The organism is Klebsiella sp. D-Nf1 (genome assembly GCF_002810515.1).
Taxonomy (GTDB): domain Bacteria; phylum Pseudomonadota; class Gammaproteobacteria; order Enterobacterales; family Enterobacteriaceae; genus Klebsiella; species Klebsiella variicola.
On sequence record NZ_PIOK01000001.1, the window covers coordinates 1,351,407 to 1,375,292 of the forward strand.

Sequence of the window (23,886 nt, forward strand, 5' to 3'; positions counted from 1 at the left end):
ACAGACGCTAAGCGAAGCTCCAGCCTGCGGCGCCGATGGCGACGGCGAACAGCAGGCAGGCCAGCGCCGTTTTGCGTAACAGCATGGTATAGAAAGAAATCGCAACGCCAATAAAGACCACAATCAGAATCGGCCACATGCTTAATAACAGCAGCAGAAAACCCTCAATATTGTTATGGATTACGCTCTCCACATCCGCATCCTTGCCTCATCGTCGATAAAGTAAGCAGAATTTAATATGTAACATGAATACATTCAAATAAAATATAAATGTAAATGATTATTCTGCTGGCAGTGAGTCGCCTGTCCCGACGCACAGGGGGGGTCATCACAAGCCACCAGGAAAAAGATATGTCAATATTCTGGGGGGCAAGGGGCTGAGGAGAAAGGGTTAGCCACTTCTTCGACTTGTTTTTCCATATTTGTTATAGGACGGCAGAGCATTTCTATGACATAAGTACCTAAAACGAATATCAAAGGGAATACGTTATGTCGCTTTATGACCTTAGCGCCGAAGCACAGGTGTTACCGGAAGCCTGGCACTCACAAGTATTAGGCCGCATTGGCACAGCGAATCTCAAAGTTTTACGAATGGATGAACGCTCATTAATCGAAGAAGTACATGAGTATGACGAGGGGTTACTGGTCATTGACGGACGTCTGGAGCTGAATGTGAAAGGAGAAAAAATCTCTGTCACGCCTGGCCAGCTTTATGTCGCCAAAGCTGGCATTCCTCATATTGTGGAAACAGGCAGCTTTGGCACACTGGTTATCATAGATTTACCTGAAACGAAGGTTGCCGAACGCTAATATGTCCGCTTTTCGCTGTACGGCCGGGGCGCGATGTCATCGAACCGATTCCCACCGCACCGCGCCCCTCTTCAGGCCTTCATTCACCGCTGATATCCGACACAACGCGCCGGCGATGGCAGTCGCCAGGTTGCAGTTTCTCCCCCTGAGCGGAACGCACATCCAGATACTGAAGCGGCTGACCGTGTTCGTTATCCAGCAGGACAGAATAGGTTTCCCCGTGATCAAACATATAACGCTCTCCCCATTGCCGCATCGCCACAACAATGGGAAACACAGATCGCCCCTTTTCAGTCAGGACATATTCCTTGTAGGCGCTGCCATCCGATGCCGGTAAAATCTCGAAAATACCGATATCGACCAGGTGCTTCAGCCGCGAGGCAAGGATATTTTTGGCCAGCCCTAGATTCTTTTGAAACTCACTGAATCGCCGCACATCGTCAAATGCCTCGCGAATAATCATCAGGCACCAGCGTTCACCAATTGATTCCAGCGTCCTTGCCACCGGACATTCACTGGTTCTGAGTGATTCCTGTTTCGCCATCTGCGTGCTCTCCGTCAATCAGTCTACTGATGCCAGCTTAATCTTCACACGTAGCAGTTGCAAAAGAAAACCACTATGGCTAATTTTATAGGCACACTAGTTTTAAAAAGCAACCAGAGTGCAGGCCTCTTATGAAATGCAAGGCAAGTTTGTGTACCGAGCACGAAATCCCGACCGCCTCCGCCCCTGCAACGATGCTGACCGCGGGGATAACGACGCTGTTTTCACTGACCTGCGCGCTGGCGGTAGCCAACGTTTATTCAGCTCAGCCTTTACTCGACTCGATGGCGGTCAGCCTGAAGGTGTCGCCCGGCATGATAGGCAGCGTCATCACCGCGACACAGGTGGGCTATGCCATCGGCTTGCTGTTCCTGGTTCCGCTCGGGGACGGGTTGAACCGTAAACACGTGATGATGACTCAGCTGTTGCTGTCAGTGGTGGCGTTAGTCGTGGCAGGGTTATCCCCAAATATCGCGATCCTGCTGGGTGCCATGCTGATCGTTGGCCTGATGGCGGTGGTGGTGCAGTTGATGGTGGCGTGGGTGGCGATACTGGCGACGCCGCAGAAACGGGGCCAGGCGGTGGGTACCCTGACCAGCGGAATTGTTTCAGGCATCCTGTTGTCTCGTTTTATATCAGGCGCGATCGCTGATATCGCCGGCTGGCGAGCCGTTTATCTCACGGCTGCCTGTCTGATGTTGTTGATTGCCGGCGTCGTCTGGAAAGTCATGCCGTCGCCCACGCCGCAGTCGCAAAAGCCCACTTACCTTTCCTTACTGAAGTCAGTTTTTCAGCTGTATACCACTGAACCGCAATTGAGAAAGCGCGGGATCCTGGCGCTACTGATCTTCGCCGCTTTCAGTATGCTGTGGACGACCATGGTCATGCCGCTCACCGCCCTTTCCCTGTCGCATACCCAGACAGGGATGTTTGGCCTGGCCGGCATCGCTGGCGTGCTGGCCGCCTCAAGGGCGGGCAAGTGGGCTGACCAGGGATGGGCGCAGCGCACGACCGGCCTGGCGCTGACGCTGCTGGCGCTCTCATGGTTGCCTATCGCCTTTGCCGAAACCTCTCTGCTCTGGCTAATAGTGGGTGTTATCGCACTGGACTTCGCGGTGCAGGCCGTGCATGTCACCAACCAGAGCCTGATTATTGCCGCCAGGCCTGCAGCGGCAAGCCGGCTGGTTGGGGCTTACATGTGTTTTTATTCGCTGGGCAGCGCGGCAGGCGCTATCGTCGCCACGCAACTTTATTCCCATTGGGGATGGCAGGCGGTCTGCCTTGCCGGCGCCGCGGTCAGCGCGTGCGCTTTTCTGGTCTGGTCAGGATCGCGTCAATCATGAACGTCGTGCTCGTTTTAAAATGGCGCAGCGAAAAAGAGCGGAAAAATGACCTGAGTGCCCCCAGCTGTTTGTATCGAATGGATTTTTTCAATGCTTTTAAACAGTTATGTACATGTTGTATAATGACGTGCACTTTAACTAAAAAAAGAGTGCGACCATGATTGATTCTTCATTGCCATTAACCGACATTCACCGCCACCTTGACGGTAACATCCGGGCCCAAACCATCCTCGATCTTGGCCGCGAGTTTAATATCGCCCTTCCCGCTTCCACCCTCGACACGCTGCGTCCCCACGTCCAGGTCACCAGCCTCGAGCCCGATCTGGTCAGTTTTCTCGCCAAGCTCGACTGGGGGGTTAAAGTCCTTGCTTCACTGGAAGCCTGCCGTCGCGTGGCATACGAGAACGTCGAAGACGCCGCGCGCAATGGCCTGCACTACGTTGAGCTGCGCTTCTCTCCTCGCTATATGGCGATGACCCACCAGCTTCCCGTCGACGGCGTGGTAGAAGCAGTGATCGCGGGCGTACGTGAAGGCAGCCGCGATTTTCAGGTCGACGCCCGCCTGATCGGCATTCTGAGCCGCACCTTCGGCGAAGCGGCCTGTCAGGAAGAGCTGGCGGCGCTGCTCGCCCACCGCGAGGGCATCACCGCGCTGGATCTGGCCGGTGATGAGCTGGGCTTCCCGGGCGCGCTGTTCCTCAACCATTTTAATCAGGCCCGCGACGCTGGCTGGCATATTACCGTCCACGCTGGCGAAGCGGCCGGACCGGAAAGTATCTGGCAGGCCATCCGCGAGCTGGGCGCGGAGCGCATCGGTCATGGGGTCAAAGCGGTAGAGGATCCGGCCCTGATGGACTACCTGGCCGAACATCAGATCGGCATTGAATCGTGCCTGACCTCGAATGTGCAAACCAGCACCGTGGCTTCGCTGGCCCAACATCCGCTGAAGCAGTTCCTTGAGCACGGCGTGCTGGCGAGCCTCAACACTGACGATCCGGCGGTGCAGGGCGTCGATATCATTCACGAGTACACCGTGGCGGCGCCGGCGGCGGGCCTGAGCCGGGAGCAGATCCGTCAGGCGCAGATCAACGGTCTGACCCAGGCGTTTCTGAGCGAACAGGAAAAAGCCGCTCACATTCAGCGGGTGGCGAAAGGTTGATCACCAGCCCGGCGGCCGCGCTGCCGGGCTCCCCCTCACACCAGGCTGAGCGTGGCGCGATGTCTGGCCGACTCGATACCCAGCTCAATCAACGTCATGATCTGAATCGCCTCGCTGGCCGGGACCGGGTTTTCTCCCTCCCCGTTAAGCGCATCGCGAATGGCGGCATAATAGGCGGGATAATTGCCCGGCAGCGTCAGCCATGTCTCCTCGCTTCGTTCGTCGCCTTCGGCGCGGGTCAGAGTACCGTCGCGCATATCATACCCCCAGTCCTCCTGCGGCAGCCGCTCACCGTTTTTTAGCCGTTCCTCCTGGGGATCAAGGCCATACTTAATATAGCTGGCCCGCGAGCCGTGGATGATAAAGCGCGCGCTCTCTGCGGCGGCGAGTAGCGTACCGTGCAACACCACCCGCCGCTGGGGATAGGCCAGTACGGCGTGAAAATAGTCGGTGGATTGCGCGCCGGGGCGAAGTTGAGCGAGATCGACCGTGATACTCACCGGCAGACCAAACAGCACCACCGCCTGATCGAGCAGATGCGGCCCCAGATCATACCAAATCCCACTTCCGGGGCCTCCCTGTTCCCGCCAGCGCTGGCGCACCTGGGGGCGGAAGCGATCGAAATGCGACTCGAAGTAACACACTTCCCCCAGTTGACCTTCGTTAATCAGTGCCCTGACGGTTAAGAAATCACTGTCCCAGCGGCGGTTATGAAACACCGACAGCACCCGGCCACAATGCTTCGCCAGCCCCTCCAGCTCGCGCGCTTGTGACAGTGTCACGGTAAAAGGTTTATCCACTACCACATGCTTGCCCGCTTCCAGCGCCGCTTTCGCCAGCGGAAAGTGGGTGTCGTTCGGGGTGGCGATGACCACCAGATCAATATCAGGATCGTTGAGCAAGTCCTTTGCCGCACTCACCACCCTCACCCCTGGCCAGTCGTCATGAACTTTGCCGGCCTCGCTGCTGGAGACCATCGTCAACGCCATGCCCGGCGTGCCGCCGATCAGCGGCGCGTGAAACGTTTTGCTGGCGTAACCGTAGCCTAATAGCCCTACCCGGATCGCGTCACTCATGTTACCGCCTCACTTATTCAGCTGATGTCAATATCATGTTGATGAGAATAATCTTACAAATAGTGAGCAAAATTTATCATTTAACACCCCGATTTTTTCCCGCACATGTGCAAAATCAGACAGATACCCCTTGTGATCTGCTGACCATGGAGTAACATTTCACGCTGTGTTCAAAGGATATTGACGTGTTATGACGACTGTTTTTACCCGTATTGTAGAACTTATTGGCTGGATTGTTTTTGGTATTTCCGCACTGCTTTTGGTTATCGCGCACCATATTGATAACTATCAGGCCCCACCGCCAGCGGATGTGGTGCAGACAAAGTAGCGCCGCCGTAAAACAGTGACCCGCTTCGCAACTGTGCAACCGGTTTCAGAAACCGGTTGCACAGTTATCATCGCTTTCATTACACTCCCTTTATCATCAGACAGGGAGCTTATTCATGGCCGCTTTTCCGCACAATTTTTTATGGGGTGCCGCTACCGCAGCGTATCAGGTTGAAGGTGGGCACGACGCAGACGGCAAAGGACCGTCAATCTGGGATATCTACTCTCACCTGCCGGGTACCACCTTTGAAGGCACCACCGGCGATGTCGCGGTCGACCACTATCACCGTTTTCGCGAAGACGTCGCTTTAATGGCCGAAATGGGCCTGCAAAGTTATCGATTCTCTATCTCCTGGCCACGACTGCTGCCCAACGGGCGCGGTGAAGTGAATGAAGCGGGAGTACAGTTTTACAGCGATCTGATCGACGAACTGCTGGCGCACAATATTGAGCCGATGATCACCCTCTATCACTGGGACCTGCCGCAGGCCCTGCAGGATGAGGGCGGCTGGGAAGCACGGAGTACCGCCGAGGCCTTCGCCGAGTACGCCCGCCTGTGCTATGCGCGCTTTGGTTCACGGGTGAAGCTGTGGGCGACCTTTAACGAAACCATCGTGTTCATTGGCCACGGCTACATCAACGGTCTGCATCCCCCGGCGGTCCGCGATCCAGCGCGTGCCATTCAGGCCTGCCACCACGTGTTTATCGCCCATGCGCTGGCGGTGAAGGCGTTCCGCAAGAGTGGCGTGGCGGGCGAGATTGGCTTCGTCAATGTGCTACAGCCGCATACTCCGCTCACCGACAGTGAGGCGGACAAAAAGGCCACCGAACTGGCTGACGCCATCCATACTCACTGGCTTTACGACCCGGTACTGAAAGGCACCTATCCTGCTGCTCTGCTGGCGCAGACCCAGGCTCTGTGGGGGGTACCGCGCTTTTCCCCGGACGATGACGCACTGCTGCGCGAGAACCGCTGTGACTTTATTGGGCTGAATTACTATCGCCGGGAAACGGTGTCCGCCCTGCCGCCCGACATCCCCACCGGTGGCGAACCTGGCGTGGAGGGGTTGTTCTATTTCGTGCGTAATCCGCAGAGCACCTATACCGAATGGGGATGGGAAATCTGGCCGCAGGGGCTGACGGACGGCATGATGATGATCAAGGAACGCTATGGCGATATCCCGATCTATATCACCGAAAATGGCCTGGGGGCGAAAGACCCGATTATTGCCGGTGAAGTGGTCGACGACCCGCGAATCGACTACCTGAGCAGCCATATTGGCGCCGTGGAAAAGGCGCTGGCGCTAGGGGCGGATGTGCGCGGCTATTATCCCTGGTCGTTTATCGATCTGCTGAGCTGGCTTAACGGGTATCAAAAGCAGTACGGCTTTGTCTATGTCGATCACCAGCAAAATCTGGCACGCAAACGAAAGAAGAGTTTTTATTGGTACAAATCTGTTATTGCCAGTCACGGCGAACAGCGTTAATCTTCACTCGCGGGCGCCATTCGGCGCCCGGTCTGGTTTTAGAATATTCTTAAACTTCTCCCTGCTCTTCAAGGTCGGCTCTCGCCCCTTGTCATGGGTTTATATAACCTGAATCATTCCACCCGGCCCCATTCAGAAGGCGCCGTTGGTTGAGAGTAGGTTTAGTGAATGCTGATAATATTCAACATAATTATTCCGATTATAAAATGGATACGAAAATGACCGTTCTGGACTATTTATTAAAATTCCGCAAAATCAGTTCGCTCGAAAGTCTTGAAAAACTATTTGATCACCTTAACTACTCCCTGACCGACACCGAAGAGATCGTGAATATGTATCGTGCGGCCGACCACCGCCGGGCAGAGCTGGTCTCCGGCGGTAAATTGTTCGATGTGGGCCAGGTGCCTAAATCCGTTTGGCGATTCGTGCAGTAAGGCTGTCATCCTTCACGCCAGTTGCTTATACTTCCCGGCCTGATTTTCATTACTGGCGTTGAATAGGGGAGTAACATGACGTCTCAATCTGCAGAACGCATCGGCGGATGGCTGCTGGCACCGCTGGCCTGGTTGCTGGTGGCGCTGTTGAGCGCCTCCTTATCGCTGCTGTTTTTTGCCAATGCCCTCATGTCGACGCAGACGTATGCCCTGCTGCGCGCAATGAGCACCGGACATATGGTACTGTGGCTCGCTTCGCTGCTGTTTGCTGTCGCCATGTGGTATTACACGCTTTGGCTGACTATCGCGTTCTTCAAGCGGCGCTCGCTGGTCCCTAAGCACTATATTATCTGGTTGCTCATTACTCTGCTGCTGGCGATAAAGGCTTTTGCCTTCTCTCCCGTCTCGGATGTTCTTGCTTTGCGTCAACTGCTGTTTCCACTGTTGGCTGCCGCGCTCCTGGCGCCCTATTTTCGCCGTTCACAGCGGGTAAAACGGACCTTTGTTCATCCGTAATAACCCCACATTTAACCTGTTGTCGCCGGTATCGTTTTATTCGATAATAAGCGGCTTTTTTTCGTTTCAGGTCGCATGATGGCTGATTATTTACTGCTCTTTATTGGTACTGTCCTTGTCAATAACTTCGTTCTGGTGAAGTTTCTTGGCCTGTGCCCGTTTATGGGGGTTTCCAAAAAGCTGGAAACCGCAATGGGGATGGGGCTTGCCACCACCTTCGTGATGACGCTGGCCTCTATATGCGCCTGGCTGATCGATACCTGGATCCTTATCCCGTTAAATCTGGTTTATTTACGCACGCTGGCCTTTATTCTGGTCATCGCCGTGGTGGTCCAGTTCACTGAAATGGTGGTGCGTAAAACCAGCCCGGCGCTCTATCGCCTGCTGGGTATCTTTCTGCCGCTGATCACCACCAACTGTGCCGTACTCGGGGTGGCGCTGCTGAATATTAATCTGGGGCACAATTTCCTGCAGTCCGCGCTGTACGGCTTTGCCGCCGCCGTCGGTTTCTCGCTGGTGATGGTGCTGTTCGCGGCGATCCGCGAGCGCCTGGTGGTGGCCGATGTGCCCGCGCCGTTTCGCGGTAATGCCATCGCATTGATTACCGCCGGTTTAATGTCTCTGGCCTTTATGGGCTTTAGTGGTTTGGTGAAGTTGTAATGAGCGCAGTCTGGATAGCCGTCATCGCCATCAGCCTCTTAGGGCTGATTTTCGGCTTAATACTGGGGTATGCCTCCCGCCGTTTCGCGGTGCAGGACGACCCGGTGGTGGAAAAAATTGATGAACTGTTACCGCAGAGCCAGTGTGGGCAGTGCGGATACCCCGGCTGCCGCCCCTATGCGGAAGCTGTCGGTGCCCAGGGTGAAAAAATTAACCGCTGCGCGCCAGGTGGCGAAGCCGTGATGTTAAAAATCGCTGCCTTACTGAACGTCGACCCGCAGCCGGTCGATGGCGATGAACAGGAGGCGGAGCCAGTTCGCATGCTCGCGGTAATCGACGAGCCGAACTGCATTGGCTGCACCAAATGCATCCAGGCGTGTCCGGTGGATGCGATTGTCGGGGCAACCCGCGCCATGCATACCGTGATGAACGACCTGTGCACCGGTTGTAATCTGTGCGTAGCCCCCTGCCCGACCCAGTGCATTTCGCTCGTTCCGGTGGCGACCACCCCGGAAACCTGGAAATGGGATCTCCATACGATCCCGGTGCGTAATATTCCTGTGGAACAACATGTTTAAGTTATTTTCCGCTTTCCGAAAAGATAAAGTCTGGGATTTTAACGGCGGTATTCATCCGCCAGAAATGAAAACCCAGTCTAACGGTACCCCACTGCGCCAGGTTTCCCTGCCGCAGCGCCTTATCATTCCGCTGAAGCAGCATATTGGCGCCGAAGGCGAACTGTGCGTCAAGGTGGGCGATCGGGTGCAGCGCGGGCAGCCGCTGACCCGCGGATGGGGAAGAATGCTGCCCGTACACGCCCCGACCTCCGGTACCGTTGCCGCCATCGCCCCGCACACCACCGCTCATCCGTCGGCGCTGGCGGAGATGAGCGTGATCATTGACGCCGACGGCGAAGACCGCTGGATTGAGCGCGATGGCTGGAGTGATTATCAGGTCCGCACGCGCGAAGCGCTTATCGAACGCATTCATCAGTTTGGCGTCGCGGGCCTCGGCGGGGCCGGTTTCCCCACCGGCAGCAAACTGCGCGGCGGCGGCGATAAAATTAAGACGCTGATTATTAACGCCGCCGAATGCGAACCCTATATCACGGCGGACGACCGCCTGATGCAGGATTGCGCGGCGCAGATTGTCGACGGGATCCGCATCCTCGCGCATATTCTGCAGCCTGACGAAGTGCTGATCGGCATTGAAGACAATAAACCTCAGGCCATTTCGATGCTGCGGGCGGTGCTCTGCGACGCCCATGGCATCTCGCTGCGGGTGATCCCCACTAAATACCCCTCCGGCGGGGCCAAGCAGCTTACCCAAATTCTCACTGGCAAGCAGGTGCCCCACGGCGGTCGTTCGTCGGATATTGGCGTGCTGATGCAGAACGTGGGGACGGCCTATGCGATAAAACGCGCGGTGATTGACGGCGAGCCGTTAACGGAGCGCGTGGTCACCCTGACCGGCGAGGCGGTCTCGCGGCCAGGCAACGTCTGGGCGCGCCTTGGTACCCCGGTACGCCATCTGCTAAACGACGCCGGCTTCTGCGCCAGCGCCGAGCCGATGGTGATCATGGGCGGCCCGCTGATGGGCTTTACCCTGCCGGGGCTGGACGTCCCGGTGGTGAAGATCACCAACTGTCTGCTGGCGCCTTCCGCCAGCGAGATGGGCGAGCCGCAGGAAGAAAAAGGCTGCATTCGCTGCAGCGCCTGCGCCGACGCTTGTCCGGCCGATCTGCTACCGCAGCAGCTGTACTGGTTCAGCAAAGGCCAGCAGCACGATAAAGCTACCGCGCACAATCTGGCGGACTGCATCGAATGCGGCGCCTGCGCGTGGGTTTGCCCAAGCAATATTCCGCTGGTGCAGTACTTCCGTCAGGAGAAAGCGGAGATCAGCGCGATTCGCCAGGAAGAGCAGCGCGCCGCAGAAGCCAAAGCGCGATTCGAAGCCCGACAGGCGCGCCTGGAGCGTGAAAAAGCCGCCCGCGCCGAACGGCATAAAAAAGCTGCCGTTCAGCCTGCCGCCAAAGATCAGGATGCGATTAACGCCGCTCTGGCTCGGGTACGCGACAAACAGCGTGATGCGTCGCAACCGATCGTGATTCAGTCTGGCGCCAAACCGGATAACAGCGAGGCAATTGCCGCCCGCGAAGCGCGGAAGGCCGAAGCCCGGGCACGCAAAGCACAGCAGCAGGCCGCGCCGGTGGAAACCCCGGCAACTGACACCGTCGACCCACGCAAGGCCGCGGTGGAAGCCGCTATCGCCCGCGCCAAGGCGCGTAAAGCCGAACAGCAGGCTACACCGGTAGACACGCCGGCAACCGACACCGTCGACCCACGCAAGGCCGCGGTGGAAGCCGCTATCGCCCGCGCCAAGGCGCGTAAAGCCGAACAGCAGGCCGCGCCGGTGGAAACCCCGGCAACGGACGCCGTCGATCCGCGCAAGGCCGCGGTGGAAGCCGCTATCGCCCGCGCCAAAGCGCGCAAAGCCGAACAGCAGGCCGCGCCGGTGGAAACCCCGGCAACGGACGCCGTCGATCCGCGCAAGGCCGCGGTGGAAGCCGCTATCGCCCGCGCCAAAGCGCGCAAAGCCGAACAGCAGGCCGCACAACCGGATATCGCGTCAGCCGCAGCCAATGACGACCCACGCAAAGCGGCCGTCGCCGCGGCGATCGCTCGCGTTCAGGCGCGTAAAGCAACACAGCAGGCAGTTAACGAGGAATAAATGGTTTTCAGAATCGCAAGCTCCCCCTATACCCATAACCAGCGGCAGACCTCGCGCATTATGCTGCTGGTGCTGCTCGCCGCCGTGCCTGGCATTGTGGTCCAGACCTGGTTTTTCGGCTGGGGTACCGTACTGCAGATTGTCCTCGCCGCATTGACGGCCTGGGCAACGGAAGCCGCAATTCTCAAACTGCGTAAACAGCATATTGTGGCGACCCTGAAGGACAATTCCGCCCTGCTCACTGGCCTGCTTCTGGCGGTGAGTATTCCGCCGCTGGCCCCCTGGTGGATGGTGGTGCTCGGCACTGCCTTTGCCGTGGTGATCGCCAAGCAGCTGTACGGTGGATTAGGCCATAACCCGTTCAACCCGGCGATGATCGGCTACGTCGTGCTGCTGATTTCGTTCCCGGTACAGATGACCTCCTGGTTGCCTTCATATGAAATTGCCGCCCAGATTCCGGCGTTCAGCGATGTGCTGCAGATGATCTTCACCGGGCATACCGCCGCCGGGGGCGACATGGCCAGCCTGCGACTGGGTATTGACGGCATCAGCCAGGCAACGCCGCTGGATACCTTTAAAACCTCTCTGCATGCCGGGCATAGCGTCCAGCAGGTGCTGCAATTGCCGGTTTACGGTGGCGTACTGGCGGGCCTTGGCTGGCAGTGGGTGAATATCGCCTGGCTGGCGGGCGGTCTGTTCCTGCTGTGGCAGAAAGCGATCCGCTGGCATATTCCGGTCAGCTTTCTCGTCAGCCTTGGCCTGTGTGCCACCCTCGGCTGGTTATTCTCGCCGCAGAGCCTGGCGTCGCCGCAGATGCATTTGTTCTCTGGCGCCACCATGCTCGGCGCTTTCTTTATTCTGACCGACCCGGTGACGGCTTCAACAACCAACCGCGGCCGTCTGATCTTTGGCGCCCTCGCCGGCCTGCTGGTGTGGCTTATTCGCAGCTTCGGCGGTTACCCGGATGGCGTGGCATTTGCCGTTCTGCTGGCGAATATTACCGTGCCGCTGATCGATTACTACACGCGTCCGCGCGTGTATGGCCACCGTTGAGAGAGCGATGATGTTAAAAACGATGCGAAAACACGGCGTCACGCTGGCGCTGTTTGCCGCCGGTTCCACCGGGCTGACGGCGGCGATCAATGAACTGACGAAAAGCACTATTGATCAGCAGGCGGCCCTGCAGCAGAAAGCGTTATTTGATCAGGTCTTACCTGCCGACCGCTATAATAACGATCTGCTCAAGAGCTGCTATCTGGTCAGCGCCCCGGCGCTGGGCAAAGGCCAGCATAAAGTATGGATCGCTAAGAATAACGACCAGCCGATCGGCGCGGTCATGGAAGCCACCGCGCCGGATGGCTACTCCGGGGCAATACAGTTGCTGGTTGCCGCCGATTTTAGCGGCACCGTCCTCGGCACCCGCGTGACCGAGCACCATGAAACGCCGGGTCTGGGCGATAAAATTGAGCTTCGTCTGTCGGACTGGATCACCCATTTTGCCGGGAAAGTCATCCACGGCCAGGGCGACAGCCACTGGGCGGTCAAAAAAGATGGCGGCGATTTTGACCAGTTCACCGGCGCCACCATCACCCCCCGGGCGGTGGTCAATGCCGTTAAGCGCGCAGGCCTGTATGCACAAACGCTGCCTGCGCAACTTCCTGAATTCACCGCCTGTGGAGAATAACCATGAGCGAAGTTAAAGACGTCATCGTCCAGGGTCTGTGGAAAAATAACTCCGCCCTGGTACAGCTGCTAGGTATGTGCCCTCTGCTGGCAGTCACCTCGACCGCCACCAACGCCCTTGGGTTGGGCCTGGCGACCACCCTGGTGCTGACCTTAACCAACCTGACCATCTCCAGCCTGCGCCGCTGGACGCCGGCGGAGATCCGTATTCCCATCTACGTGATGATCATCGCCTCGGTGGTGAGCGTCGTACAGATGCTGATCAACGCCTATGCCTTCGGCCTGTACCAGTCGCTGGGGATTTTCATCCCGCTTATCGTAACCAACTGCATCGTGGTGGGCCGCGCCGAAGCCTTTGCCGCCAAAAAAGGGCCGGCGCTGTCGGCGCTGGATGGCTTTTCTATCGGCATGGGCGCCACCTGCGCGATGTTTGTGCTGGGCTCCCTGCGCGAGATCCTTGGCAACGGCACGCTATTTGACGGCGCCGATAGTCTGCTTGGCAGCTGGGCGAAGGTGCTGCGCATCGAAGTTTTCCATACGGATACCCCCTTCCTGCTGGCTATGCTGCCGCCAGGCGCCTTTATTGGCCTCGGCATGATGCTGGCGGTAAAATACCTCATCGATGAACGTAGCAAGCAGCGGAAGGCGCAAGCGGCCCGGGCCGTTTCTGTCGCCCCGTCTGACGTGACAGGGAAAGCATAATATGAACAAAGCCAAACGCCTGGCGATCCTCACCAGGCTGCGGGAAAACGATCCCCACCCCACTACCGAACTGCATTTCAGTTCGCCGTTCGAGCTGCTGATTGCCGTTCTGCTTTCGGCGCAGGCCACCGACGTCAGCGTCAACAAAGCGACAGCCAAACTCTATCCGGTGGCCAATACGCCCGCAGCGATGCTGGCGCTGGGGGTGGATGGGGTGAAATCGTATATCAAGACTATCGGCCTGTTTAACAGCAAAGCGGAAAATGTCATCAAGACCTGCCGCATCCTGCTGGAGCAGCACAACGGCGAGGTGCCGGAAGACAGAGCAGCGCTGGAAGCACTGCCCGGCGTGGGCCGTAAAACCGCCAACGTGGTGCTGAATACCGCCTTTGGCTGGCCAACCATCGCCGTGGACACGCACATCTTCCGCGTTTGTAATCGGACGCAGTTCGCCCCGGGCAAGAATGTTGAGCAGGTGGAAGAGAAGCTTCTGAAGGTGGTCCCCGCCGAGTTTAAGGTCGACTGTCATCACTGGTTGATCCTGCACGGACGTTATACCTGCATTGCCCGCAAGCCGCGCTGCGGCTCCTGCCTGATTGAAGACCTCTGCGAATTCAAAGAGAAAGTCTACGCCTGATACCTTCGCCTGAGCCATAACCTCACTTTCAGTTATGGCTCGAATTTATGCATTTAACCCGTCGTTAACACCAGAAAATGTGCTTTATGGTGGGTAATAATCCGGTCATATAACGAACAGTCAGTTTATTCATTTTTTCTCGCCGCAAAATTTCTATACATTTGTGATCAAGATCATGCTCGCAACTTTATGTTGATTACATGTTGTGAAAATGAAAATAAATGTCAGGCATTACAACGATTGAGCAAAGATTGTCAGGATAATAGCCCATTAATTTTTAGGATAATGGACCATATCACTGCCCATAAGGCCATTCAGCAGAATATATCGCCTTTTTGGCAAAATCAGGCTGATTAAAAAGATAAAAATAGCAACGATAACGAAACTGTGAAATTTAACTCTGGATAACATTCATATGTCCGGAGCATTATGCCGCGCATATTATGTGTAACAGATTATTACAAAGGCCTTGCCTGATGCGCCAGGATAGTGAACATTACCTGCCGTTTTCCCTCCCAAAATAACTATAAAGGCGGCGGTCCAACGAGATTGCGCCCCGAACACCCCCCAGTAAATATGGGATGTAAAAAAAGAGGTATATGTGTCTACTGCAAACAATAAACCAGCAGAAAGTGTGAGTCTGAACGCTTTCAAGCAACCACGCGCGTTCTATCTCATTTTCTCGATCGAGTTATGGGAGCGTTTTGGTTATTACGGCCTGCAAGGGATCATGGCCGTTTACCTGGTAAAACAGCTGGGTATGTCGGAAGCGGATTCCATTACTCTGTTCTCCTCCTTTAGCGCGCTGGTCTATGGCCTGGTTGCCATTGGCGGCTGGCTGGGCGACAAAGTGCTCGGCACCAAACGTGTCATCATGCTGGGCGCTGTCGTGCTGGCCATCGGCTACGCACTAGTGGCCTGGTCCGGCCATGATGCTGCCATCGTCTATATGGGTATGGCGACCATCGCCGTCGGTAACGGCCTGTTTAAAGCCAACCCGTCTTCCCTGCTTTCGACCTGCTATGACAAAAACGACCCACGTCTGGACGGTGCATTTACCATGTACTATATGTCCATCAACATCGGTTCGTTCTTCTCTATGCTGGCAACCCCGTGGCTGGCCGCTCGCTTCGGCTGGAGCGTGGCGTTTGCCCTCAGCGTGGTGGGGATGGTGATCACGATTATTAACTTTGCCTTCTGCCAGAAATGGGTTAAACAGTACGGCTCCAAACCGGACTTTGCCCCGGTACACATGGGTAAACTGCTGGCGACCATCGCTGGCGTGGTGGTGCTGGTCGCCATCGCCACCTGGCTGCTGCACAACCAGGGTATCGCACGTATGGTGCTGGGCGTCGTCGCGCTGGGTATCGTCGTGATTTTCGCCAAAGAAACCATGGGTCTGAAAGGTGCCGCACGTCGTAAAATGATCGTCGCCTTCCTGCTTATGGTAGAAGCGATTGTCTTCTTCGTACTGTACAGCCAGATGCCGACCTCCCTGAACTTCTTCGCTATCCGTAACGTTGAGCACTCGATCCTCGGTATCGCCTTCGAACCGGAACAGTATCAGGCGTTGAACCCGTTCTGGATCATGATTGGTAGCCCTATTCTGGCAGCCATTTATAACAAGATGGGCGACCGCATGCCGATGCCGCATAAATTCGCTTTCGGTATGGTGCTGTGCTCTGGCGCGTTCCTCGTCCTGCCTTTAGGGGCGAAGTTCGCCAGCGACGCAGGTATCGTCTCGGTTAACTGGCTCATCCTGAGCTACGCGCTGCAGTCTATCGGTGAGCTGATGATTTCCGGCCTCGGTCTGGCGATGGTCGCTCAGCTGGTTCCTCAGCGTCTGATGGGCTTCATTATGGGCAGCTGGTTCCTCACCACCGCCGGCGCGGCGATCATCGCCGGGAAAATCGCCAACCTGATGGCGGTGCCGGAAAACGTTACTGACCCGCTGGTGTCGCTGGAAGTCTACGGCCACGTGTTCCTGCAGATTGGTATCGTCACCGCGGTTATTGCCGCCCTGATGCTGCTGACCGCGCCGAAGTTGAATCGTATGACTCAGGACGACAGCGCAGACCTGAAAGCACGCGAAACCGCGGCAGCCTGACGCCGCAGGGAAAACCAATTATTTTTAAGCCGCTAACGTTAGGTTAGCGGCTTTTTTTTTACCCCTGGCGGGACTAACATACAGAAAACTGCAGCCACGAGGAGTTACGCATGAAACTGTTCTACAAACCCGGCGCCTGTTCCCTTGCCTCGCACATCGCCCTGCGCGAAAGCGGCCTGGATTTCACTTTGCAGAGCGTGGACCTGGCCAAAAAACGGCTGGAAAACGGGGATGACTATCTGCTGATCAACCCGAAAGGTCAGGTGCCGGCGTTACTGCTGGATGATGACATCCTGCTGACTGAGGGCGTGGCTATTATGCAGTACATCGCAGATCAGGTGCCGGACCGCCATCTGCTGGCGCCAGTGGGCTCCATCGCCCGCTACCAGACCCTGGAGTGGCTGAACTACGTGGCCACCGAGCTGCATAAAGGCTTTACCCCACTGTTCCGCCAGGATACCCCGGAGGACTATAAGCCTGTCGCGCGGGCGTTGCTCGAGAAGAAACTGCAGTATGTTGATGCGTCGCTGGAAGATAAACAGTGGCTGACCGGCCATCGCTTCACTATCGCCGATGGCTATCTGTTCACCGTGCTGCGCTGGGGCTATGGCATAAAACTGGATATGGCTGCCTATGGTCATATCGGCAGCTGGATGGCGCAGGTGGCAGCGCGTCCAGCGGTGGCTGACGCACTGGCGGCAGAAGGCTTAAAATAAGGCCTGAACCTGCCCGGCGGACCGTCGGGCAGGCCCGGGAAGTTACAGCCGGGTGGCGCTGAAGCAGTGCTCCGGTACGGCAATGCGATCCTGCGCCGCCACCACCTGCAGTTCATACTCTTGCATGTTTTTAGTGGTGAGCATGATCTCGTACACCGCGGCGGTGACGTGCTCAAGCGCATCACGCAGGCTGGCACCCTGCAGCAGTTTCACCAGCAGCAGTCCACTGGTCACATCACCGACGCCGACCGGCTGACGCAGGCCAAAATCCACCAGCGGCCGGCTGATATGCCAGGCTTCATCTGCCGTCACCAGCAGCATCTCAAAACGATCCATGCTCAGACCGGCGCGGGAGAGATGTTTAACCAATACCACCTCCGGCCCCTGGACAATCAGCTCCCGCGCGGCAGCTACCGCCTCGCTGACGCTGGCGACCGGATGACCGCACAGGATCTCCAGTTCAACCAGATTCGGCGCAATAATATCGCTGGCCGGCAGCGCATAGCGCACGTGGAATTCCGCCACGCCGGGCGCGACGATGCACCCTTTCTCCGGATGGCCCATCACCGGGTCACAAAAGTACTTCGCCGCCGGATTGGCCGCTTTCACCTGACGCACGATACCAAGGATATGCTCGCCCTGTTCAGCGGAACCGAGATAGCCACTCAGTACCGCATCGCAGGTCTGCAGCTTATCGATGTCGGCGATGCCCTGGACGATTTCCGTCAGGTGTGAAGGTGGCATCACGCAACCTGTCCATTTACCGTACTGCGTATGGTTGGAGAATTGAACGGTATTCAGGGGCCAGACATTGGCGCCCAGACGGCGCATCGGAAACTCGGCGGCACTGTTGCCGGCGTGGCCAAACACAACGTGAGACTGAATGGCGAGGATGTTCTTCATTTTCTTACCACAACCCTAAAAAGAAAAAGGGCGTGGTTTCCCACGCCCTGGTTTTATTTTTTATTTCCAGCAGACCAGGCAGTAATTCTTTTTACCGCGACGCAGTAAGGTGTAGCGGCCGAACAGACGGTCGCTGTCGCTGAATACATATTCCGGGTCGGCCTGTTTTTCACCGTTGATAGTCACCGCGTTCGAGGCAACGGTTTTACGCGCCTGACCGCGGGACGGCTGCAGCTCGGAATCAACCAGCGCCTGCAGGAGATCCGCGCCTTTTTCCATTTCGATCATCGGCACGCCATCCTGCGCCAGCTGTTCGAAATCTGCTTCGCTCAGGTCGCTCAGATTACCGTTGAACAGGCTTTCGGTAATGCGCTTCGCCGCTTCCAGGCCTTCTTCGCCGTGGACCAGGCGCGTCACCTGCTCTGCCAGCACGTACTGGGCGCGCGGCGCTTTACCGCTGTTTTTGTCTTCTTCTTCCAGGGCATTGATCTCAGCCATGTCCATAAAGGTGAAGAACTTGAGGAAGCGATAGACATCAGCGTCCGCGGTGTTGATCCAGAACTGGTAGAATTTGTACGGACTGGTTTTCTTCGGATCCAGCCACACGGCGCCGCCTTCGGTTTTACCGAATTTGGTGCCGTCTGCCTTGGTGATCAGCGGAACCGTCAGGCCAAACACCTGGTTCTGGTGCAGGCGACGGGTCAAATCGATACCGGAGGTGATGTTGCCCCACTGGTCGGAACCGCCGATCTGCAGCGCCACGCCGTGCAGCTTGTTCAGGCAGGCGAAGTCGTACCCTTGCAGCAGGTTGTAGGAGAACTCGGTAAAGGAGATACCCTGATCGTCACGATTCAGGCGCTGCTTCACTGCTTCTTTGTTAATCATCTGGTTAACAGAGAAGTGTTTGCCGATATCGCGCAGGAAGGTCAGCACGTTCATGCTGCCAAACCAGTCATAGTTGTTCGCCGCAATCGCCGAATTGTCGCCGCAGTCAAAATCAAGGAACGGGGCCACCTGTTTGCGGATTTTATCCACCCACTCCTGCACGGTATCCTCGGTATTTAGCTTACGCTCAGCGGCTTTAAAGCTTGGGTCGCCAATCAGACCGGTTGCGCCGCCCACCAGCGCCACAGGTTTATGACCTGCCTGCTGGAAGCGTTTCAGGCATAACAATGGAACAAGATGCCCCAAATGCAAGCTGTCAGCGGTAGGATCGAAGCCGCAATAGAGCGCGATCGGGCCTTGCGCCAGTCGCTCTGCTAACGCTTCCTCGTCCGTCACCTGGGCTACCAGCCCCCGCTCTTGCAATTGTTTAATCAAGTTACTGCTTGCCATCAAATTCTCCATGTATAAACGACTGCACCTCTGCCGGTACACGACTTTTCGCCAGATGCGAAAAGTACATAGAATAAAGCGCCGGCCCTTTCAGCGCCAGCGCTTCGATAACTAATTTCGGCGTTTACGGTGCCAGGCGGTCTATTTTCCAGGCGCCATTATCACGCTGGTATAAAAAGCGGTCATGCAGCCGATGTTCGCCCCCCTGCCAGAACTCCATCTGCTCGACGCTGACGCGGAATCCGCCCCAGAAACTCGGCAGCGGCACTTCCCCCTGCTGGAATTTCTGCTTCAGCTCGAGGAATTTGCTCTCCAGAATCCCGCGGGCGGAAATACGACTGGACTGCTGGGAAACCCAGGCGCCGATTTGGCTATCGCGCGGGCGGCTGTGGAAATATTTGACCACTTCCAGCGTCGACAGGCGCTCCGCTTTGCCGATCACCATCACCTGGCGCTCCAGCATATGCCACGGAAACAGCAGGCTCACCTGGGGATTTTTTTCAATCTGATGGGCTTTGCGGCTGCCAAGGTTGGTATAAAACACCAGCCCTTTTTCATCGTAATGCTTCAGCAGCACAATACGCTGGTAAGGTTGGCCGCGCTCATCAACGGTAGCAACCACCATCGCGGTCGGGTCTGCGAGTTTCGCGTCACAGGCCTGACGCAGCCAGCGTTCAAACAGCGGCAGGGGTTCAGCAGGAAGATCGTGGCGACGCAAACCGCCACGGGTGTATTCACGGCGCAAGTGCGCGATTTGCTGGAGTTCGTCGTTATCAGACATGGCCATTGAGGATGTAGTCATAAGGTGGCGTTATTGTGCGCCCCCCCGACAGAAATCTCAACGTTTGGCCGTCTGCAGCTGACAGTTATCGAGGATGATGCGATCGCGTTTATAAACGGTGGCGGTATCGCCTTTCGACCAGAAGACATAGACGCCGTCGGTGTAGCGCGCCCCCGAAGCCGACAGCCCCTCAGTCAGGTTCAGCTGCTGATTATCATAGATAAAGCTAACCTGCTGGCGGGTGTTATTGCGATGGACCGTTAATGGTTTCTGGTCGCATTGATACTCCAGCGTGTCCGTCTGCATCCGCTCGACAAACTGGTTGTAGTAGCTACAGCCCGCCAGCATAAAAGGTACAACTGCGATAAGAATTTTTTTCATTCGTTTGCCTTCGACTTTCCCGGTCACGGAGGGCACTCCGCCCTCCGCTTAACTTATTCAGTTTACCGGTCGCGCCGTGTTTAAGATTTCAGTTAACTCCGATTCTGCGGCGGGTTAGCCGGGAAAATGGCGCCCAGCACCGTGGCTTCGCTGGCGCCGGTCACTGAGGGCAGATTACCCGGCAGACCCGCGAGCGTGCGCCAGGCCAGCCAGGCAAAGGCCAGCGCTTCCATATCGTCGCCGCTGATCCCCGCCTCATCAGTGGTGGAGACTTCAGTTCCCGGCAGCAGTGCCGCCAGGCGCGCCATTAACAAGGGGTTACGCGCGCCGCCGCCGCACACTAACAAACGCTCGCAGCCGCCGCTTAACAATACCTGCTCACTGATGGTCACAGCGGTTAATTCCGCCAGCGTGGCCTGCACATCCTGCCCACGCAGCCCCGGATAGCGGGCCAGATGTTTTTCCAGCCAACCGTAATTGAAATATTCACGACCGGTGCTTTTCGGCGCCGGTAAAGCAAACCACGGATCGCTTAGCATATCCTGCAGCAGCGGCAGCAGCACTCTGCCTTCGCTGGCCCACTGGGCGTCCTTATCATACGGTTTACCCTGCTGACGCCAGATCCAGGCATCCAGCAACATATTTCCCGGCCCGGTATCATAACCGCGCACCGGCTGCCCTGGCACCAGCAGCGATACGTTGGCGATCCCGCCGATATTCAGCACCATCCGCCGCTCAACGGGGTGCGCCAGCAGCGCGTGATGAAATGCCGGAACCAGCGGCGCCCCCTGCCCGCCAAGCGCCATATCACGCCGGCGAAAATCCCCCACCACCGTGACTCCGGTATGCGCGGCGATCTGGTTGTTGTCGCCAATTTGCAGTGTGTGCGGCGCGTCGCCCTGCGGTTCATGCCATACGGTCTGTCCATGGCAGCCGATAGCGATGACATCGGTGGGCTTGAGATTCTCCTGGCGCATCAGCGCCAGTACGGCATCGGCAAACAGCCGCCCCAGACGAGTATCCAGACGCCCCAGTTGTGAGAGGGTCAACGACTGGCCCTGACAAATCGCGAGGATCTCTTCTTTTATTGCGTGTGGGATGGGCCAGGTGAGACTGGCCTGCTGCGCCACGATATTTTCGTCGATGGCGGCCAACACGACATCGATACCATCAAGGCTGGTACCGGACATAACGCCAATAAAACGACCCGATCTCATACGTTTTTCCTTCATTCCATGACCCTCGTATAGGCCTCACTCCACCATAAAGCGTCCGCTAATGCTATGTTGTTATAATACTTTTTAACAATAGAGCGACATTTCAGAGAACACCGTAAAGAACCGGCGTTTAGTTTAGGTTGAAGCAATATTTATTATTATTTTTTGTATAGTCAGGGCGGAAGCTATGCCCGCCGACGACTAAATGCCATATAATTAACCGTATGGACGTTCAATTGAACACCTTCGGTGAACAGGAGATTCATAAATGATTTTACGTGTTTTGGCTGTATCGATGATTGGTTTTACGCTCGCAGGCTGCGTGAGCAGCAGCGGCCTGTCCGGCGACGTTTATTCCGCATCTGAAGCCAAACAGGTGCAGAGCGTAACTTACGGTACGATTGTGCATACGCGCGCCGTGCAGATCCAGAGCGGCGACGACAGCAATGCCATCGGCGCCATTGGCGGTGCGGTACTCGGCGGGTTCCTTGGCAACACCATCGGCGGCGGTACCGGACGCTCTCTTGCCACCGCGGCTGGTGCGGTCGCGGGCGGCGTCGCGGGCCAGGGCGTTCAGGGTGCAATGAACAAAACCCAGGGCGTAGAGCTGGAAATCCGTAAGGATGATGGCAACACCATTCTGGTGGTGCAGAAACAGGGCAGCACGCCGTTCTCTGTGGGTCAGCGCGTCGCCATTGCCGGCAGCGGCAGCCAGGTCACCGTCTCTCCTCGATAACACCCCTTACGATGCGGCCCGTTGCGCCGCATCGTATTTTTCAGCCGCGGTTATTCCACCGTAATAGATTCGCATTAGCAATCAGATATATTAATTTAAGTATTTCATCAATCATTGCGCCTGCGCAATATCTTATCTTACCGCCCCCACTACTCTCAAATTGTCATAATATTCTGTCGACTGAAGGTCGCGGTTGCTTTTCTCTCTGGGATCTTGCCTATGCTCAAACATGTCAATCATGTTGCTAAACGTCTTATCATTTATATTTTTATTTGCTTGCTGGCCGGATTCGGCATAGCCGGACTGACCGGTTTCTTTCACACCAGTTTCAGCACTACCTCATCAATATTATTTCCTCTGCTGACCAGTTTTCTGATGGTCTTTCATATCACTATTGCCTGCTTTATGGGCATGAAATACTGGAGCAGTAAGCGCCGCCTGTACCTTACGCCTGTTGCTTTCGGCTTTGCCTGTTCAGCGCTGCTGATGCTGGGCACCCTCAGCAGCTATCCGGACTGGCTTACCTGCAATCCGACTCCGGTCATTAATCAAAATGACGCCGTTATCTATTATTTCTTCCGCAATATAATGATGGCTGTATTATTCACGTCATCTATTGTTTTATATTACTTCCGCCAGCGCATCATGCACTCGCTGAAAGCACACGTAATTACATTCGCGGCGTGTATCGTTTTTACATTAACAATTATTTGTTTATCGTGGATGTACTCCAGCCACTCGCCGTGGCTGAGCATCAATTTTATCGACGATCTTAGTCATACCTTCACGCCGCTGTGGCAAAGTATTATCGGCTGGCTGCTGATGGCTATCTGGTTTATCACGCTTATTTTATTAATTAGCCTGAGTAAATTACGCAATATTTTCTGGTTTAGCGGCGCTTTTTTTTGCAGCGCTTATCTTTACACCCTCTTCCAGCTAGTCTCCACCGCCGGGGAACTCGATCAGACCTGGTACCAGGCGCGTTTTTTCGAGACACTTTGCACCTTGTTCCTGATTCTGGTGCTGCTGGTCGATGTCTTTGTCCTCTATCGGGAGTCTAACCATAAGTATGTCAACTCGTACCAGAACTCGATTCGCGACCCGTTGACCCGGCTTTACAACCGCAGCTTCTTCTACGATACCCTGAACCAGCAGCTGGCGAAGGTAAGCGCCCAGCATCCGCTGTCGGTGATCATCAGCGACCTCGACCATTTCAAACGCATCAATGATAACTACGGTCACGTCGCCGGCGACAAAGTGATCCAGTTTGCCGCCTCGGTACTGGAGAGCCATTCGCGCGTGGATGACGCCGCCGCCCGCATTGGCGGTGAGGAGTTTGCCCTGCTGCTGGTCAACACCGCCGAGAAAGACGCCCTGGCGATCGCCGAGCGCATCCGCCTGGCAGTCAACGCTGAGCAAAACCATCTGCCGGAGCGAATGACCATCAGTATGGGGTTGTATACGACGCGCGATAGAAGCGTGAGCGCAGAAGCCTGCGTGGAGCGTGCGGATGCGGCCATGTATGAAGCGAAAAACAGCGGGCGTAATCGGGTGGTGGTCTGGCGTCACCCTGGCGACTAAAAAAAACGGCCCGGGGCAACC

26 protein-coding genes are annotated in these 23,886 nt (G+C 56.3%); 18 read left to right on the forward strand and 8 right to left on the reverse strand.

What is annotated here, in order from left to right:
- Positions 1-7: 7 nt before the first annotated feature.
- Positions 8-193, reverse strand: coding sequence for a hypothetical protein (locus CWM54_RS06615; protein WP_061154397.1), 186 nt, complete (start codon positions 191-193; stop codon positions 8-10).
- A gap of 296 nt (positions 194-489) precedes the next feature.
- On the opposite strand from CWM54_RS06615, the gene CWM54_RS06620 reads away from it, so the two are divergent.
- Positions 490-810 (forward strand): cupin domain-containing protein, encoded by a 321-nt coding sequence (locus CWM54_RS06620; protein WP_100696503.1) that lies wholly within the window; start codon positions 490-492, stop codon positions 808-810.
- Positions 811-889: 79 nt separating this feature from the next.
- Here CWM54_RS06620 and CWM54_RS06625 read toward each other — a convergent pair whose 3' ends face one another.
- Positions 890-1,354 carry a winged helix-turn-helix transcriptional regulator gene (locus CWM54_RS06625; protein WP_061154395.1) on the reverse strand — a complete coding sequence of 155 codons (465 nt, stop codon included), beginning with the start codon at positions 1,352-1,354 and terminating at the stop codon, positions 890-892.
- Between the two features lie 194 nt (positions 1,355-1,548).
- Here CWM54_RS06625 and CWM54_RS06630 point away from each other — a divergent pair, with 194 nt between their 5' ends.
- Positions 1,549-2,697 carry an MFS transporter gene (locus CWM54_RS06630; protein WP_100696505.1) on the forward strand — a complete coding sequence of 383 codons (1,149 nt, stop codon included), beginning with the start codon at positions 1,549-1,551 and terminating at the stop codon, positions 2,695-2,697.
- A 157-nt stretch (positions 2,698-2,854) separates the two neighbouring features.
- A complete protein-coding gene (gene add / locus CWM54_RS06635; protein WP_100696507.1) occupies positions 2,855-3,856 on the forward strand; it encodes an adenosine deaminase in 1,002 nt (333 codons plus the stop codon).
- A 35-nt stretch (positions 3,857-3,891) separates the two neighbouring features.
- On the opposite strand, the gene CWM54_RS06640 is transcribed toward add, so the two are convergent.
- Positions 3,892-4,932 (reverse strand): oxidoreductase, encoded by a 1,041-nt coding sequence (locus CWM54_RS06640; protein ID WP_100696509.1) that lies wholly within the window; start codon positions 4,930-4,932, stop codon positions 3,892-3,894.
- 190 nt (positions 4,933-5,122) lie between these two features.
- Here CWM54_RS06640 and blr point away from each other — a divergent pair, with 190 nt between their 5' ends.
- The 13 genes from blr to gstA all read left to right on the forward strand — a co-directional run bounded on the left by blr (position 5,123) and on the right by gstA (position 16,931).
- Positions 5,123-5,260 (forward strand): division septum protein Blr, encoded by a 138-nt coding sequence (gene blr / locus CWM54_RS06645; RefSeq protein ID WP_061154391.1) that lies wholly within the window; start codon positions 5,123-5,125, stop codon positions 5,258-5,260.
- 115 nt (positions 5,261-5,375) lie between these two features.
- Positions 5,376-6,746: a GH1 family beta-glucosidase gene (locus tag CWM54_RS06650; RefSeq protein ID WP_100696511.1), complete on the forward strand. Its 1,371-nt coding sequence runs from the start codon at positions 5,376-5,378 to the stop codon at positions 6,744-6,746.
- A 218-nt stretch (positions 6,747-6,964) separates the two neighbouring features.
- On the forward strand, positions 6,965-7,180 hold the full coding sequence (gene ydgT / locus CWM54_RS06655) for a transcription modulator YdgT (RefSeq protein ID WP_004202843.1): 216 nt from the start codon (positions 6,965-6,967) through the stop codon (positions 7,178-7,180).
- A gap of 75 nt (positions 7,181-7,255) precedes the next feature.
- Positions 7,256-7,696 (forward strand): DUF2569 domain-containing protein, encoded by a 441-nt coding sequence (locus tag CWM54_RS06660; protein WP_074385674.1) that lies wholly within the window; start codon positions 7,256-7,258, stop codon positions 7,694-7,696.
- Positions 7,697-7,774: 78 nt separating this feature from the next.
- On the forward strand, positions 7,775-8,356 hold the full coding sequence (rsxA, locus tag CWM54_RS06665; protein WP_002907658.1) for an electron transport complex subunit RsxA: 582 nt from the start codon (positions 7,775-7,777) through the stop codon (positions 8,354-8,356).
- Positions 8,356-8,934, forward strand: coding sequence for an electron transport complex subunit RsxB (gene rsxB / locus CWM54_RS06670; RefSeq protein WP_074385673.1), 579 nt, complete (start codon positions 8,356-8,358; stop codon positions 8,932-8,934). Before rsxA ends, rsxB begins: the two co-directional genes overlap by 1 nt.
- Positions 8,927-11,086, forward strand: coding sequence for an electron transport complex subunit RsxC (gene rsxC / locus CWM54_RS06675; RefSeq protein WP_100696513.1), 2,160 nt, complete (start codon positions 8,927-8,929; stop codon positions 11,084-11,086). The genes rsxB and rsxC overlap by 8 nt, the downstream gene beginning before the upstream one ends.
- Positions 11,087-12,139, forward strand: a complete 1,053-nt coding sequence (gene rsxD, locus CWM54_RS06680) for an electron transport complex subunit RsxD (RefSeq protein WP_061154386.1) — start codon at positions 11,087-11,089, stop codon at positions 12,137-12,139.
- A gap of 10 nt (positions 12,140-12,149) precedes the next feature.
- Positions 12,150-12,770 (forward strand): electron transport complex subunit RsxG, encoded by a 621-nt coding sequence (gene rsxG / locus CWM54_RS06685; RefSeq protein ID WP_032691405.1) that lies wholly within the window; start codon positions 12,150-12,152, stop codon positions 12,768-12,770.
- Between the two features lie 2 nt (positions 12,771-12,772).
- A complete protein-coding gene (locus CWM54_RS06690; RefSeq protein WP_008804642.1) occupies positions 12,773-13,471 on the forward strand; it encodes an electron transport complex subunit E in 699 nt (232 codons plus the stop codon).
- A gap of 1 nt (position 13,472) precedes the next feature.
- Positions 13,473-14,108, forward strand: coding sequence for an endonuclease III (gene nth / locus CWM54_RS06695; RefSeq protein WP_008804641.1), 636 nt, complete (start codon positions 13,473-13,475; stop codon positions 14,106-14,108).
- Positions 14,109-14,709: 601 nt separating this feature from the next.
- On the forward strand, positions 14,710-16,215 hold the full coding sequence (gene dtpA, locus CWM54_RS06700; RefSeq protein ID WP_061154385.1) for a dipeptide/tripeptide permease DtpA: 1,506 nt from the start codon (positions 14,710-14,712) through the stop codon (positions 16,213-16,215).
- A gap of 110 nt (positions 16,216-16,325) precedes the next feature.
- A complete protein-coding gene (gene gstA, locus CWM54_RS06705) occupies positions 16,326-16,931 on the forward strand; it encodes a glutathione transferase GstA (RefSeq protein ID WP_061154384.1) in 606 nt (201 codons plus the stop codon).
- A 42-nt stretch (positions 16,932-16,973) separates the two neighbouring features.
- Here gstA and pdxY read toward each other — a convergent pair whose 3' ends face one another.
- The 5 genes from pdxY to anmK form a co-directional block, all read right to left on the reverse strand.
- Complete coding sequence (gene pdxY, locus CWM54_RS06710) at positions 16,974-17,834, reverse strand: pyridoxal kinase PdxY (protein ID WP_074385669.1); 861 nt, start codon at positions 17,832-17,834, stop codon at positions 16,974-16,976.
- Positions 17,835-17,894: 60 nt separating this feature from the next.
- On the reverse strand, positions 17,895-19,169 hold the full coding sequence (gene tyrS / locus CWM54_RS06715; protein WP_012968045.1) for a tyrosine--tRNA ligase: 1,275 nt from the start codon (positions 19,167-19,169) through the stop codon (positions 17,895-17,897).
- Positions 19,170-19,293: 124 nt separating this feature from the next.
- A complete protein-coding gene (gene pdxH, locus CWM54_RS06720) occupies positions 19,294-19,950 on the reverse strand; it encodes a pyridoxamine 5'-phosphate oxidase (RefSeq protein WP_032731006.1) in 657 nt (218 codons plus the stop codon).
- A 57-nt stretch (positions 19,951-20,007) separates the two neighbouring features.
- On the reverse strand, positions 20,008-20,331 hold the full coding sequence (gene mliC, locus CWM54_RS06725) for a C-type lysozyme inhibitor (protein ID WP_061154382.1): 324 nt from the start codon (positions 20,329-20,331) through the stop codon (positions 20,008-20,010).
- Between the two features lie 92 nt (positions 20,332-20,423).
- On the reverse strand, positions 20,424-21,548 hold the full coding sequence (gene anmK, locus CWM54_RS06730) for an anhydro-N-acetylmuramic acid kinase (RefSeq protein WP_061154381.1): 1,125 nt from the start codon (positions 21,546-21,548) through the stop codon (positions 20,424-20,426).
- A 268-nt stretch (positions 21,549-21,816) separates the two neighbouring features.
- Here anmK and slyB point away from each other — a divergent pair, with 268 nt between their 5' ends.
- Positions 21,817-22,284 carry an outer membrane lipoprotein SlyB gene (gene slyB / locus CWM54_RS06735; protein ID WP_008804633.1) on the forward strand — a complete coding sequence of 156 codons (468 nt, stop codon included), beginning with the start codon at positions 21,817-21,819 and terminating at the stop codon, positions 22,282-22,284.
- A gap of 219 nt (positions 22,285-22,503) precedes the next feature.
- Entirely contained in the window at positions 22,504-23,865 is a 1,362-nt protein-coding gene (locus CWM54_RS06740; protein WP_061154380.1) for a GGDEF domain-containing protein, read from the forward strand.
- Positions 23,866-23,886 lie beyond the last annotated feature (21 nt).